The organism is Micromonospora sp. KLBMP9576 (assembly GCF_050941805.1).
In the GTDB taxonomy this organism is placed as follows: Bacteria; Actinomycetota; Actinomycetes; order Mycobacteriales; family Micromonosporaceae; genus Micromonospora.
Genome location: NZ_CP194567.1, coordinates 1603318 through 1617865, shown reverse-complemented (window position 1 = coordinate 1617865; position 14548 = coordinate 1603318). Strand labels below are relative to the sequence as shown.

The 14548-nt window shown below is 73.0% G+C and carries 13 protein-coding genes; 3 read left to right on the top strand and 10 right to left on the bottom strand.

Features of this window, described 5'->3' with window-relative positions:
* Positions 1-20: 20 nt before the first annotated feature.
* A complete protein-coding gene (locus ACQ452_RS07320) occupies positions 21-674 on the bottom strand; it encodes a hypothetical protein (protein ID WP_433391372.1) in 654 nt (217 codons plus the stop codon).
* Between the two features lie 179 nt (positions 675-853).
* On the opposite strand from ACQ452_RS07320, the gene ACQ452_RS07315 reads away from it, so the two are divergent.
* Entirely contained in the window at positions 854-2449 is a 1596-nt protein-coding gene (locus tag ACQ452_RS07315) for a phytoene desaturase family protein (RefSeq protein ID WP_433391370.1), read from the top strand.
* Positions 2450-2483: 34 nt separating this feature from the next.
* Here the strand turns inward: ACQ452_RS07315 and ACQ452_RS07310 are convergent, their stop codons facing one another.
* Entirely contained in the window at positions 2484-4073 is a 1590-nt protein-coding gene (locus ACQ452_RS07310) for a Rieske 2Fe-2S domain-containing protein (RefSeq protein WP_433391368.1), read from the bottom strand.
* A gap of 203 nt (positions 4074-4276) precedes the next feature.
* Between ACQ452_RS07310 and ACQ452_RS07305 the strand changes: the two genes are divergently transcribed.
* Positions 4277-4498, top strand: coding sequence for a DUF2631 domain-containing protein (locus tag ACQ452_RS07305; protein WP_433391366.1), 222 nt, complete (start codon positions 4277-4279; stop codon positions 4496-4498).
* A gap of 99 nt (positions 4499-4597) precedes the next feature.
* Here the strand turns inward: ACQ452_RS07305 and ACQ452_RS07300 are convergent, their stop codons facing one another.
* The 8 genes from ACQ452_RS07300 to ACQ452_RS07265 form a co-directional block, all read right to left on the bottom strand.
* On the bottom strand, positions 4598-6115 hold the full coding sequence (locus ACQ452_RS07300; protein ID WP_433391363.1) for a DivIVA domain-containing protein: 1518 nt from the start codon (positions 6113-6115) through the stop codon (positions 4598-4600).
* 31 nt (positions 6116-6146) lie between these two features.
* Complete coding sequence (gene rlmN, locus ACQ452_RS07295; RefSeq protein ID WP_433391361.1) at positions 6147-7298, bottom strand: 23S rRNA (adenine(2503)-C(2))-methyltransferase RlmN; 1152 nt, start codon at positions 7296-7298, stop codon at positions 6147-6149.
* Between the two features lie 104 nt (positions 7299-7402).
* Entirely contained in the window at positions 7403-8590 is a 1188-nt protein-coding gene (locus tag ACQ452_RS07290; RefSeq protein WP_433391358.1) for a phosphatidate cytidylyltransferase, read from the bottom strand.
* A gap of 296 nt (positions 8591-8886) precedes the next feature.
* The gene (gene frr / locus ACQ452_RS07285) at positions 8887-9444 is read right to left on the bottom strand and encodes a ribosome recycling factor (protein ID WP_433391355.1); all 558 of its coding nucleotides are present in this window, start codon (positions 9442-9444) and stop codon (positions 8887-8889) included.
* Positions 9445-9522: 78 nt separating this feature from the next.
* On the bottom strand, positions 9523-10290 hold the full coding sequence (pyrH, locus tag ACQ452_RS07280) for a UMP kinase (RefSeq protein WP_433391352.1): 768 nt from the start codon (positions 10288-10290) through the stop codon (positions 9523-9525).
* A 161-nt stretch (positions 10291-10451) separates the two neighbouring features.
* Entirely contained in the window at positions 10452-11285 is an 834-nt protein-coding gene (gene tsf, locus ACQ452_RS07275; RefSeq protein WP_433391349.1) for a translation elongation factor Ts, read from the bottom strand.
* A gap of 135 nt (positions 11286-11420) precedes the next feature.
* Positions 11421-12386, bottom strand: a complete 966-nt coding sequence (gene rpsB / locus ACQ452_RS07270) for a 30S ribosomal protein S2 (protein ID WP_433391346.1) — start codon at positions 12384-12386, stop codon at positions 11421-11423.
* Positions 12387-12732: 346 nt separating this feature from the next.
* On the bottom strand, positions 12733-13728 hold the full coding sequence (locus tag ACQ452_RS07265) for a hypothetical protein (protein WP_433394020.1): 996 nt from the start codon (positions 13726-13728) through the stop codon (positions 12733-12735).
* A gap of 458 nt (positions 13729-14186) precedes the next feature.
* On the opposite strand from ACQ452_RS07265, the gene ACQ452_RS07260 reads away from it, so the two are divergent.
* Positions 14187-14546: a YraN family protein gene (locus ACQ452_RS07260; RefSeq protein ID WP_433391343.1), complete on the top strand. Its 360-nt coding sequence runs from the start codon at positions 14187-14189 to the stop codon at positions 14544-14546.
* Positions 14547-14548: the final 2 nt, after the last annotated feature.

Here is a 14548-nt window from a genome sequence, read left to right as displayed (position 1 = left end):
GGAGACGCCGGCCCGACCGGCTACCGCCCCCGCGCCCGGGTCCGCTCCCGGTGCCCGGCGCGGTCGGGCCGGCCGATGTGGCTGCCCTCGCGCCAGGACTCACCGAGCCAGAGGCGCGGCGCGTGGTGGCGGACCGCCCCCACCGCCACGGGCACGTCGGCGGGTTCGACACGCAGCCGGTGACGCAGGCGGGGCAGCCCGGGACGGAACGGCTCCCCCTCGCGCACCAGCGTCCACAGCACCGGGTCGTCGCGGTCGACGGGACCCGTCGGGTACAGCTCCAGGGAGTGGAAACGGGCCTTGTGCCCGTGGCTCGAGAAGAGACCGACTCCGGCGAGGGTGCGCCACGGGATGACGTTGCGCCGATCTCCCGTGTCGAACCACACGCCGGCGTGGTCGATGAGGATCCTCGTCCGCCGTTGCCGCCAGAACACCACGAGGAGCAGGCCGCCCGGCACACCGAGGGCCGCCAGGACGCCCGCCCCGACGAGCCCCGCGACGGCTGAGCGTGGCTGGTGGCTGCCGCCGATGACCGCGACGGCCGCGACGAGTCCGCCGACCCCGGCCAGGACGAGGAGCAGGGCGAGGGCCAGCCCGATCCGGGCGCGACGTCGCCCGGTGGGTATCACCGTGGCGTTCGGGGCGGGGGCGGGCGCGGTGACGGGTGCTGCCATGACGGGCAAGCCTAACGGGGCCGAACTGCCCTTCCGTCCGCCCCTTCCGGACGATCCGCACTGCGGCACGCTCACCCTCGGGGCCACCGGGTTCGCCGGTGCGAGGGCCGCCGGACGAGAGGCCGGCAGGCCGCGTACGGGCTGACCGGCGACGCCTACGGGCAGTAGGCTCCCCCGGCATGGGTGACGAGCTGCCGTCCCGCGCCGACGTGGTGATCGTCGGGGCCGGGCACAACGGTCTGGTGTCCGCGATCCTGCTCGCCCGCGCCGGGCTCGACGTGCTCGTGCTGGAGGCGGCGGACGTGATCGGCGGGGCCACCCGCACCGAGGCGCCGTTTCCAAAGGTGCCGGGGCTGCGCCACTCCACCGGTTCCTACCTGCTCGGGCTGATGCCGCCGGAGCTGCTCGCCACGCTGGACGTGCGCCTCCCCGTGCTGCGCCGCGACCCGCACTACTTCCTGCCCACCCCCGGTGGCCCCGGCTCACCGCACCTGCTCTTCGGCAGCGACCCGGCGGCCACCCGCGCGCAGCTCGCCGAGTTCTTCTCCCCGGCCGACGTGGCCGCCGACGAGGCCCTCCAGGCCGAGCTGGCCGCGCTGCGCGCCGACCTCGCCCCCGCCTGGCTGGCCGAGCCGCTGCCCGTCGAGGAGACCGCCGAACGGCACGTCCGCCCCGGCCTGCGGCAGGTCTTCGTCGACCTCGTGCGCGGCTCCGTCGCCGACCACCTGGCCCGCTTCGACTTCCGCTCCGAGCTGCTGACGAGCATGTACGCGGTCACCGACGGCCTGTCCGGGCTGAATGCCGGCCCCGACGACCCCGGCACCGGGCACAACTTCCTCGTGCACAACATGTGCCGGCTGCCCGGCTCCGACGGCACCTGGATGATCGCCCGGGGCGGAATGGGCACCGTGTCGGGCACCTTCGCCGACGCCGCCCGCGCCGCCGGCGCGACGATCCGCACCGGCACGCCGGTCGACGCCATCACCCTGGACGGCGGAGCGGCCAGCGGGGTGGTCCTCGCCGACGGGCGGGAGGTCGCCGCGCGGGTGGTGCTCGGCGCCTGCGACCCGTACCGGCTGATGAAGCTGCTGCCCGACGGCGCGCTACCGGCGCCGCTGGCCGACCGGATGGCGGCCGTCCGCCGCCCCGGCACCACGCTCAAGCTCAACCTGGCGCTCACCGGCCTGCCCCGCTTCTCCTGCCTGCCCCCCGACGCGCCGAGCCCGTTCGGCTCGACGATCCACCTGCTGCCCGGTTCGGACTCGCTGACCGGCGGGGGCGGCGGGTCGCCGATGGCGGCGCTGCGGGCCATGTGGGCGGACGTGCGGGCCGGGCGGCTGCCCGACGAGCCGACCATCGAGTGGTACCTGCACACCACAGTCGATCCGTCGCTGTCCGACGGCAGGGGGCACCACTCGTCGGCGCTCTTCGTGCAGTCGGTGCCGTACGAGCCGGCCGGCACCACCTGGGACGAGTCGCTGCCCGGCTACGTCGAACGGCTCGTCGCCATCTGCGAACGCTACGCCCCCGGCACCGCCGACCTGATCGCCGACGCGGTGCCGCTGCCGCCGCCCGGCATCGAAGCGCACTTCGGCATCACCGGCGGGCACATCCACCACGTCGACAACACCGTCTCGTTCACCGACCGGATGCCGTACGCCACAGGTGTCGACGGCGTCTACGCGGGCAGCGCCGGCTGCCACCCGGCCGGCAGCGTCATCGGCGCCGCCGGCCACAACGCCGCCCGCCGCATCCTCGCCGATTTGACCCCCTGACGGCCGCCCACGGCGGGGCCAGGGGGCGCGCGGGTCAGATCGTGGACTCGCCGGCGGGCGCGGGGGCCTCGGCGTCGACCCGGTGCGCGCGGACCTTGTGCCCCACGCTGGTCAGGCAGCGACCGCTGGGCAGGTCGAACCGCCAACCGTGCAACTGGCAGGTGAGCTGGTCGCCGTCGACGATGCCGAACCGCGTCAGGTCCGCCTTCAGGTGCGGGCAGCGCCGCTGCACCACCCAGTCGCCGAGGGTGACGTCCTCGGCGTCGGTGGAGCGCTCGTGCTCGTCGTACCAGCCCTCGGCGTACTGGAGCCGCTCCGTGGAGAGGCACTTGAAGAAGGCGTAGACGAACTCGTTGTACTGCCCGATGCGGGCCGCCGAGAAGCGGCAGGAGAGGAAGAGGGAGTTGACCCAGTCCACCTCGCCGATGAAGAGCAGATGCTCGATCAGCGCCCGTTCCGTACGGAACCGGTAGCGGACCTTCTCGTCCGCGTACGGCCGGACCTGCTTGCCCGGGAAGTCCACCACGATGGATTCGATGGTCTCGCCGCCCGAGCTGTCGGTGCCCACCAGGTCGAAGCGGACCGGGCCGCCGACCCCCTTGGCCAGGTAGATCGACTCGTCCAGCAGGGGCTCGATCCGGCGCTGAAGCTCCTTGAGCACGTCCACCTCGGGGTGCCGCCAGGACGCCTTCTCCGCCTCGATGACGCCGCGCTTGCGCTCGCGCATCTCCTCCAGGTGGGCGACCTTGTTGGCGAAGAACTCCTCGACCGGCACGGGGTGGCTGGTCTCGGCGCCGGTGGCGGTGACCTCACTGACGCTGCCGGGCAGCAGCACGATGCCGTTGGTGCCGCCGACCTTCGCGTACTCGCTGAGGAAGACCGACTGGTCGGGGAAGATGTTGCCCTCGTCGCCGTGGATGTCGTTGAACTGCCACAGCTCGTCGTCGAGGAAGCAGGGCGGGCCGGCGATCGGGAAGACGTGGTCGGCCTTCAGGTCGTCGATGTAGCGCCAGGTGCGGTCGAACTGCCGCTCCCGCTTCTGCTTGCCGAACGCGGTCTTCGCCGCCTGCGGCAGCTCGTAGACCATCGGGTACCAGATCGCGCCGGAGAACTGGAGCATGTGCGCGTGCACGTGACCCAGCTCGGTGAAGATGCTCAGGTCGGTGGGGCGGGCGTCGTTCTGGTTGAGCAGCCGGACGCCGTCGTACTCCACCCACAGCGAGGAGTCGCCGATCGGGCCGTCGGTCGGGCTGGTCAGCGCCTGGATCATGACCTTCAGGCCGCCGTCCAGCTCCACGACCTGCTCGTTCGGCGCCTTCAGGAACTTGGTGAAGCCCAGCTCCCGCAGCTCGTCCTCCATCTCGGAGGTGGGGAACGCGGGCAGCAGCACGGTGGCCGACTTCGACACGAAACGCTTCAGGTGCGCCGCGTCGAAGTGGTCCCGGTGCAGGTGCGAGACGTAGAGGTAGTCGACGTCGCCGAGCGTCTCCCAGTCGAGCAGGGAGTTGTCCGGGAACGGAAACCACGAGGCGAAATAGGCCGGGTTGACCCACGGGTCGCACAGGATGCTGCCCGCTGCCGTGTCGATCCGCATGCTGGCGTGCCCCGTACCGGTCACTCGCACCGCAGTCCCCCTCACAAACGACAAACAAGGTGTACGCCGGAAACGCTACCGGAGGGAGTCTGGTCGCCTACCCGCGACGCCGGTAGTGCCGTTACGCCCGGGCGAAGCCGGGACCTTGGTCCCCATCCGTCGGACCCAGCGCCGGGCCCGGTCCGGGGCGTGCCAGACTAGCCGGAGATCCGATCGCGAGGGAAGGACCGACAGTGGCAGGAAGCGAGCCGGTAACGTCGCCAGACCAGCACAAGCCGGGGCACCGCAAGTCCGGGCGGATCGGCGCGGTGGTCTCCGCGCTGGCCCTGCTGGCGATGATCTGCGGCAACCACGAGGGCAGGGTCGAGGACTTCTGGCTGGTCGGCCTGGCCGTGCTGCTGCTGGCCATCGTCATCGGCGACACTCTGCTGCGGCGCAACGGCCTGCGTTCCTGACCGCGCCCGCACCAGCCGGGTCGCAGCGGCCCGCGCGCCGGAGGTGACACGCACGAGGGCCCGCCCCCGACCGGGGAGCGGGCCCTCGCCGTACGCGGATCAGTGGCCGAACAGGATGTCCTGCACGTCCTTGAGCGCGGCGTCGACCTCGGCCTCGAAGTAGCCGCCGGGCACCAGCCCGAAGCGCAGCGTGTCCAGCTCCTTCGGGTTCACCGGCATCGGGTTGCGGCCCTGCATGCCGCCGAGCAGGCTGCCGAAGAACCGGTCGACCTGGTCCGGGTCGTACCCGCTGCCGAACCGGCGTACCTGGAAGCTGCGACGGATCTGGTCCACGCGGTAGAGGTCGCTGCCGGGCGGACCGGCCATCGGCGGGCCCACCATCGCGGGCGGGCCGCCCATCGGCGGGCCGGCGACCGGCGGGCCTCCCATGGGCGGGCCGGCGACCGGCGGGCCGGTCATCGGCGGCCCGGCGACCGGTGGGCCGCCGAAGCCCTGCGGCGCTGGCGGCCCGGCAGGGCCTCGGCCGCGCAGGTCGCGTAGCTCCCGCTCGGACATCTGGATCTCGGCGGTCATGTCGGCGCGAGCGCGCCGGCCGGCCTCGAACCCGTCGAACCGCGGCTCGTCGCCGCCGGGGCCGTCGCCGTAGCCACCCGGACGGGCACCGGGGCCCTCGCCGTAACCACCCGGGCGAGAGGGGCCGTCGTCGTAACCGCCGGGACGGGCACCGGGGCCCTCGCCGTAACCACCCGGACGACCGGGACCGTCGTCGTAGCCGCCCGGACGAGCACCGGGGGCGTCACGGTAACCACCGCCGGGGCCGTCGCCGTAACCGCCCGGCCGACCGGGACCGTCACCGTAACCACCGGGGCCGTCGCCGAAGTTGCCCGGACGAGCACCGGGGGCGTCGCCGTAGGCGCTGGGGCCGGCGGGCAGGCCGCGCGGCGGCGGGGCGCTGGGGCCGGCGGGCAGGCCGCGCGGCGGGGCGCCGTGGCCCATCGGGCTGACCGGTCCCCCGGGACCCGGGCCGCGAGGCGGCTCGTAGCCGCCCCGGGAAGCATCGTAACCACCGGCGAAGGCACCGGTGGGCTCGTCGTAGCGGCCGTAGCGGTCGTCGGGCGGGCCGGCCTGCGCCGGCATCGCCCGGGGCGGCAGCGGCTGCGGGACCGGCGAGACGCCCCGGTCGTCGCGCATCGGCGGCCCCATCGGGTCGGGCCGCCCCATGCGATCCGGCGGACCCATCCGATCCGGCGGACCCATGCGGTCGGGGGGACCCATCCGATCCGGGGGACCCATGCGGTCGGGCGGGCCCATCCGGTCCAGCGGGCCTGGGCGGTCGACGTTCCGCAGGTCGCCGCCCCGGCCGACGCCGCCGCTGCGCTCCTCAAGCTCGGCCAGTTGCCGCTCGACCCGGTCGAGGTGCAGGTCGACCTGCCACTCGTCGTAACCGTTGAAGCGGACCCGGAAGACGACGTCGTGGACCTCCTGGGAGGCGACGGCGGCGCCTACCGGCTGGCCGTCGAGCGTCGCCTCGACGCGATCCAGGAAGGCGTCGACCTCGTCGACCTTGTATCCCCGGCGGAGCGCCTTGCGCCGGAAACGCTGACCCTGACTCGCCACTATGTCTCCTGGTCTCGTTCGCTACACGCGGTCACGCCTTCTCCCCGGGCCGGTCGGTGTCCATGTCGGTGTCCCCGGCCGCGGCGAGCTGCCCACACGCTCCGTCGATCTCGCGGCCCCGGGTGTCCCGCACCGTCGTCGACACCCCGGCCTCGCGCAACCGCCGGACGAACTCCCGCTCGACCGGCTTCGGGCTGGCGTCCCAACGGCTGCCCGGAGTCGGATTCAGCGGAATGAGGTTCACGTGGGTCAGCTTTCCGGCCAACAGCCGCCCGAGCAGGTCGGCCCTCCACGGCTGGTCGTTCACGTCCCTGATCATCGCGTACTCGATCGACACGCGACGCCCCGTACGGGCCGCATAGTCCCACGCGGCGTCCAGCACCTCCGAAACCTTCCAGCGCTGGTTGACCGGCACGAGTTCGTCGCGAAGCTCATCATCGGGGGCGTGCAGCGACAACGCAAGGGTCACCGACAGGTCTTCGCTGGCCAGCCGGCGCATCGCCGGGACCAGCCCCACCGTGGAGACCGTGATGTGGCGCTGCGACAGCCCCAGGCCCTCGGGCGCCGGGGTGACCAGCCGGCGGATCGCCGCGACCACCCGGGAGTAGTTGGCCAACGGCTCACCCATGCCCATGAAGACCACGTGGGACAGCCTCGGCGGCGAACCCGCCACCGCGCCGGAGGCGGCCACCCCGGCCAGGTACACCGCCTGGTCGACGATCTCCGCGGTGGAGAGGTTACGGGTGAGCCCGGCCTGGCCGGTGGCGCAGAACGGGCAGGCCATGCCGCAGCCGGCCTGGCTGGAGATGCAGACGGTGACGCGGTCCGGATAGCCCATCAGCACGCTCTCCACCAGCGAGCCATCGTGCAGCCGCCAGAGCGCCTTGCGGGTGGCGCCGTCGTCGCAGGCCAGCTCCCGCACGGGGGTGAGCAGTCGGGGCAGGAGCCGCTCGGCGAGCTTCTCGCGGGTGGCCGCCGGCAGGTCGGTCATCTGACCCGGGTCGCGCACCAGGCGACCGAAGTAGTGGGTGGAGACCTGCTTGGCGCGGAACGCCGGCTCACCCAGCTCGGTGACCAGGGCCTGGCGACCGGCGAGGTCGAGATCGGCGAGGTGGCGGGGAGGCATCGCGGGCCGGCGCCCGGGGGCGTCGGGGTCTGCGGGAATCAGGGGCAGGCTCGTCATGGCGTGTCCAGTCTGTCACGCCGAACGGTCGACACACCCGGCCGGAGGTGCCGAATCGCCCCCCGCCACCGGGGCGGGACCGCCCACGCCCGGTGATTCACGACTCACTCCAGCACCGGCACGAAGACCGCCAGGAGCAGGTAGGCGGTCGGCAGCGCGAAGAGGATCGAATCCAACCGGTCCATCAGGCCGCCGTGCCCGGGAAGCAGGTTGCTCATGTCCTTGACGCCGAGATCCCGCTTGATCATGGATTCGGCGAGGTCGCCGAGGACGGCGGCGCAGGAGATCGCCAGCCCGAAGAGCGCGCCCCACCACGGGGCCACGTCGAGCAGCAGCCAGAGCAGCAGGGCGCTGCCCAGCGCGGCGGCGGTGACCGAGCCGGCGAAGCCCTCCCAGGACTTCTTCGGGCTCACCGAGGGGGCCATCGGGTGCTTGCCGAAGTGGACGCCGGCCGCGTACCCGCCGGTGTCGGAGAGGACCACCGCCGCGAGGGTCACCAGCACCCGCCACCGGCCGTCTCCCGGCGCCGCCGCCAGCAACGCGGCGAACCCGGCGAGGAACGGCACGTACACGGCGATGAGGGTGGCGGCGGTCAGGTCCCGCCGGAAGCCGCTTGGCCCGTCGCCGAGCCGCCAGAGCATCGTGCCCAGCACCGTGACCAGCAGGCCGAGGCTGAGCGCGTCGGGACCGGAGAACCAGGCCAACCCGATCGTGAGCGCCCCGCCGGCGATCAGCGGCACCAGCGGCGGATGGGCGCCGCTGCGGCGTACCGCCCGGGCCATCTCCCAGCTACCGATGGCGACCGCCCCGGCCACCACCACCATGAAGGCGGGCGGGTAGAGGAACAGCGGGACCAGGATCAGGGCGCCGAGGGCCAGGCCGACGGCGATGGCCGCCGGCAGGTTGCGCCCGGCCCGGCTCGGGACGGACGGCTCGGTCGGGGGCCGGTCGATGCCGGCGCGGCGCCGGCCACGCCGCCGGCCCGCCGCCCGCGGAGGCTCCGGCGCGACGTCGCGGACCGCCTCGAACTGGCTGGTCGGGTGTTCGGAGTCGTCGGGGTGCTCGCGGTGACCGCTCATCGCCAGCGGGTCCTCGTCCGCCGGCACGTCAGCGGACCCGCCGCCGCGCGACGGCGAGCCGACGTAGGCGTCGGGGAGGACTGCGGATCGCCGATGCCACTGACCGGGCTCGATCTCCGGCTCCGGCCAGGGCAGGGCGGGCGCCGGTGCGGGGGCGTCGGGGCGGTCCCAGCCGCGAGGCTCGGCGCTGCCGTGGGGATCAAGGTGGGACATCACGCACCGAGCGGGAACGGCACGAGATCCACCAGTTGACGTACGAACACACCATTCCCCTACCCGCGCGACTGTTCCGTCCGGTTGACCCGCCCGACGGCCGGCCGATCCCCTTCGTGCCCCGCAGGGTGGCCGGGAATCCTGCCGAGCCTACTGCACCCACCGGTTCCGTACGTCCGACCGGCCCCGCGCCCGCCCCCGCACGACTGTGGCACCGGGCCGCGTCGCCCGGGAAGCGGGCGGTGCGTCGCCGGTGCCACGATGCCGTCGTACGCCGGTGGAGCCCGGCGTGCGGCTCACACCTCGAGCAGCTCGTTTTCCTTGTGCTTGACCAGGTCGTCGATGGAGGCGACGAAGCGCTGGGTGAGGTCGTCGAGTTCCTTCTCGGCGCGGCGGCCGTCGTCCTCGCCGACCTCGCCGTCCTTGACGAGCCGGTCCAGCTCCTCCTTGCCCTTGCGGCGCAGGTTGCGGATGGCCACCTTGGCCTCCTCGCCCTTGTGCCGGGCAACCTTGATCATTTCCCGGCGCCGCTCCTCGGTCATCTGCGGGAGCAGGATGCGGAGCTGGTTGCCCTCGTTGTTCGGGTTCGCGCCGAGATCGGAGTCGCGGATCGCCTTCTCCATGGCGTTGATCTGCGAGTTGTCGTACGGCTTGATGATCACCATGCGCGGCTCGGGAACCCCGATGGACGCCATCTGCGGCAGCGGGGTGGGGCTACCGTAGTAGTCGATGATGATCTTGGAGAACATGGCGGCGTTGGCGCGACCGGTGCGGATCGCGCCGAACTCCTCCTTGGCGTGCTCGATGGCACGCTCCATCTTTTCCTCGGCCTCGAGGAGGGTGTCGTCGATCACCGGTCTCCTCGCCTCCTTCTGTGCTCGTCGTGGGCTGGTGGTGTGGCCAGGGACCGCTGAAGTCGGCGTCGCGCCCGCTCAGGCGGTGATCAGGGTGCCGATCGTCTCGCCACCCACGGCCTGGATGATGGTGTCGTCGCCCTGCGCGCCGAAGACCAGCATCGGCAGGCCGTTCTCCATGCACAGGCTGAACGCCGCGGCGTCGGCGACCCGCAGGTTACGCCGCAGCACCTCGGAGAAGGTGATCGAGTCGAACTTGCTGGCGGACGGGTCGACCCGCGGGTCCGCGCTGTAGACGCCGTCCACGCCGTTCTTGCTCATCAGCACCACGTCGGCGCGGATCTCGAGGGCGCGCTGGGCGGCCACCGTGTCGGTGGAGAAGTACGGCATCCCGGCGCCCGCGCCGAAGATCACGACGCGGCCCTTCTCCAGGTGCCGGATGGCGCGCAGCGGAATGTACGGCTCCGCGACCTGGGCCATCGTGATCGCGCTCTGCACGCGCGTCTCGATGCCCTCCTTCTCCAGGAAGTCCTGCAACGCGAGGCAGTTCATCACCGTGCCGAGCATGCCCATGTAGTCGGCCCGCGCCCGGTCCATGCCGCGCTTCTGCAGCTCGGCGCCCCGGAAGAAGTTGCCGCCGCCGACGACCACCGAGACCTGCACGCCGCGACGGACCACGGTGGCGATCTGCCGGGCGATGGCCTGCACGACGTCCGGGTCCACGCCGATCGCGCCGCCGCCGAACACCTCACCGGAGAGCTTCAGCACCACCCGGCGGGCCCGACCGGGAGGTGGTGCCGTCGGATCGTCCGCTGCCAGACTCCGGTCACTCACAACCTGCGTCATCCGCCCCGCCCTTCCCCATGCGCACGTCGAGTACGCCCCGTACCGCGAAACTGCCGTAGCCGACCCTATGTGACGAGGAGGCCGCGGTGCCTGTCACGTACACCGGCGGCCTCCTCGTCGACGTTTCTCCTGCCCGGGCGCGCGGGACGCCCGGTGGCGGCTCAGGCCTGGCCGACCTCGAACCGCACGAAGCGGGTGACCTCGATGCCGGCCTCGGCCAGCAGCTGCTTCACCGTCTTCTTGGTGTCGGCGACCGACGGCTGCTCGACCAGGACGTAGTCCTTGAAGAACGCGTTCACCCGACCGTCGATGATCTTCGGCAGGGCCGCCTCGGGCTTGTTCTCCTCGCGGGCGGTCTGCTCGGCGATGCGCCGCTCGGACTCGATGACCTCCGCCGGAACCTCGTCCCGGCTGAGGTACTTCGGCCGCATCGCGGCGATCTGCATGGCGACGCCCCGGGCGTCCGACTGGGACGCCTCGTCGTCGGCGGCCTTGGCCGTGTACTGCACGAGCACGCCGACCGCCGGGGGCAGGTCCTGGCTCTTGCGGTGCAGGTAGACGGAGGTGGTGCCCTCGAGCTTGGCGAACCGGTTGAGGACGAGCTTCTCACCGATCTTGGCGGACTGCTCCTGCACCAGGTCGGCGACGACCTTGCCGTCCAGCTCGGTGGCGAGCAGTTCCTCGGCGGTGCCGGCCCCGCTGCGCTCGCCGTGCTCGACCAGCCGCTGGGCCAGCTCGATGAAGGCATCCGTCTTGGCGACGAAGTCGGTCTCGCAGTTGAGTTCGAGCAGCGCCTTGCCGGAGTGGGCGACCAGACCGTTGGCGGCCGTGCGGCCCGCCCGCTTGCCGACGTCCTTGGCGCCCTTGACGCGCAGGATCTCGACGGCCTTGTCGAAGTCGGCCTCGGCCTCGGTCAGCGCCTTCTTGCAGTCCATCATGCCGGCGCCGGTGAGGTCGCGGAGCTTCTTGACGTCCGCGGCGGTGAAGTTGGACATGGCTCTCTCTTCGGTGTTGAGACTGCGGGTGGGTTGGTCCTGATGCCGGTTACCCGGATGCGGGCGCGACGTGCCCGGCGGATCCGCCGCTCCCCGCCGCCCGAGAACACGGGCGGCGGGGAGGCGACGGTACGGTCACTCCGCGGCGGCGGTCGCCGGCTGGGCCTGCGCGGTCGGCTGGGCCTGCTCGGTCGGCTGGGCCTGCTCGGTCGGCTGGGCCTGCTCGGTCGGCTGAGCCGGCTCGGCCTGCTCGGCCGCCGGAGCCTGCTCGGCCTGCGGGGCCGGCTGGGCCTGCGGGGTCTGCCCGTCGGCCCGCTTCGGGTCCTCGAGCAGCTCGCGCTCCCACTCGGTCAGCGGCTCACCGGAGGCCACACCCGGCTCCGGCTTCTCGTCGGTGCCCCGACGACGGCCGGAACGGGCGATGAGGCCGTCGGCGACGGCGGCGGCCACGACCCGGGTCAGCAGCTCGGCCGAGCGGATCGCGTCGTCGTTGCCCGGGATCGGGAAGTCGACCTCGTCCGGGTCGCAGTTGGTGTCGAGCACCGCGATCACCGGGATGCCCAGCTTGCGGGCCTCGTCGACGGCGATGTGCTCCTTCTTGGTGTCGACCACCCAGATCGCGGCCGGAAGCTTCTGCATGTCCCGCAGACCGCCGAGGGTGCGGGTCAGCTTGATCTTCTCGCGGGAGAGCTGCAGGGTCTCCTTCTTGGTGTACCCGGCGGTGGTGCCACTCAGGTCACCCAGGGCCTCCAGCTCCTTCATCCGCTGGAGCCGCTTGTAGACCGTCTGGAAGTTGGTCAGCATGCCGCCGAGCCAGCGGTGGTTGACGTACGGCTGACCGACCCGGGTCGCCTGCTCGGCAATGGCCTCCTGGGCCTGCTTCTTCGTGCCGACGAAGAGGATGCTGCCACCCTCGGCGACGGTCCCGCGCACGAACTCGAAGGCCTTCTCGATGTAGTCGAGGGTCTGGCGCAGGTCGATGATGTAGATGCCGTTGCGCTCCGTCATGATGAATCGCTTCATCTTCGGGTTCCAGCGCCGGGTCTGGTGCCCGAAGTGGACACCGCTTTCCAGCAGCTGACGCATGGTCACGACGGCCATGGGGGTACTCCTCAAGATCCCTGGTTGTCACGCCTGGCCGGTGGCCGGGCGTCCTGGCGCCTGGTCGCCGACCCATGGTGGGCCCGATCGGGATCGGGACCAGGGAGGTCGTCGCCCCACGACGATTCGTGGAGAGGGCGCGCGAGGTCGACCGCGCGAGGCGGTCGCCAGTCGACCAGTGTACGCGCTCTCCCCGCCCTCGACGCCTCGGGTGCAGGCAAGGGCCATAACGCCCATTTCGGCACGCCACGCCCGGCTCGGCGCTCAGGCCCCGGGGCCGGCCCCGGCGGACGGTCGGGGCCGGCCCCGGCGGACGGGCTTCCGGCCGGCCCCGGCCGACCGGACCTCAGCGCACCGCGAGGGCGGCGGCGACGAAGAGCACCAGGCCGACGGTCAGGTACGCCGTCGGCGGACGCAGCCAGCCCCGGCTCCCCTCCGCCAGCGACAACCCGCCGGTGCGCAGCCCGTACAGGCCGATCGCGAAGATCGGCAGGCCGCAGACCAGGAAGATCCCCACCACCACGTCGGCGGTCGACGCCGGGTCACCTGTCACGCCACCGAACAGCACCCGCAGCGCGGGGACCTCGAAGACCAGGACCAGCAGCGTGAAGAGCGCCGCCAGGGCCGGCCGCCGGGTCCGGTAGACGCCGTCGCCCGGCGGCGGCCCGGGGTGCGGGGCGACCACCGGGGGGTACGCGGCCAACTCCCCCGCCGGCAGGTCGGCACGGGGTGCGATCGGCGGCATCGGCCCGGTCGGCATCTCCAGCGGACCCGGGGGATCGACCGGCCGGGCGGCGTCGGCGACCGGGGACTCCACCGGGCCCGTCGGCTCCGCCGCCCTGGTCGGCGCGACGATCGGGTACCCGCCCAGCGGGGCCGGCCGCGTCGGCTCGACCCCCCGCTCGACGGGGCCCGCACCGGCCAGGGCGTCGACACCCGACGTGGACACCGCGTCCCGGGGGTCCCTCGACTCCCGCGCCGCCCGCCGGCCCGGACGGTCGGCGGGCAGTTCCCCGGAGGCGTCCGGATCCACCTCGGCCCGGCGCGACCGGCTCGTCCGGTATCCCTCGCTCTCCGGCCGGCCGTCCCCGAGCGGCGGCACCGCCCCGAAGCGCCCCGACTCGCCCTCGCCGAACCTCGCCGGCTCCGACCCGGTCGCCGCGAACCGACCCGAGTCCTCCGGGCTGGTCAGCGCGAATCGACCCGACTCCTCCGGCCCGGTCGCCGCGAACCGACCCGACTCCTCCGGCCCGGTCAGCGCGAACCGACCGGAGTCCTCCGGGCCGCCGTAGCGGCCCCGGTCGGCATCGACGGCCCCGAAGCGCCCGGAGTCGGGCTCCACGGCCCCGAAGCGCCCCGAGTCGGGTTCCGTCGACGCGCCGAACCGTCCCGCGTCGACGCGCCGGGCGCCCGTGGAGTCGCCGTAGCGGCCGTCGTCCGCGGCCCGGCGCGGCTCGGGGGCGCTCAGGTCGTCATCGCGGTACCGGGTCTCGGCCGGGCTGCGCCAGTCCGCTTCCCCGTAGCCACGTTCGCGGTCACCATCCCGATCGCGGTCGCGGTCGGCGGGATACCAGCGCGACTCCTGATCTTCGACAAAGTCTCGTCGTCCGTCCACGTCCGGCACCGTATGCGAACGGCCGCACGGGCGCCATTCGCCCCCCGGGCGGCCCCGAACACCGGGTCACCGCCGCGTAGCACACCGACACCATGATCGTCCGTTCGTCCACAGCCCGGCCGTCGTCCACAGCTCGCCCGGCACGGGGCGGCGGCGCCCCGCACCCGGGCGGCACCGTGCCGGACATGACGAAGCGGAACCAGGCGGTCGGCGCGTACGGCGAGCGATGTGCCGTCCGGCACCTCATCGAGGCGGGGCTGCGCCCCGTCGCCCGGAACTGGCGCTGCCGGGCCGGGGAGATCGACATCATCGCCTGGGACGGGCCGGTGCTCGCCATCTGCGAGGTGAAGACCCGCCGCACGGGCGAGTACGGCAGCCCGGCCGAGGCGGTCGTACCGGCCAAGGCCCGCCGGCTGCGCGGCCTGGCCGCCCGGTGGCTGGCCGAGACCGGCACCGTCGCCGACGAGGTGCGCTTCGACGTGCTCTCGGTACGGCTGCCCGACGCCGGCCCGGCCCGGGTCGAGCACCTCAAGAACGCCTTCTGAGC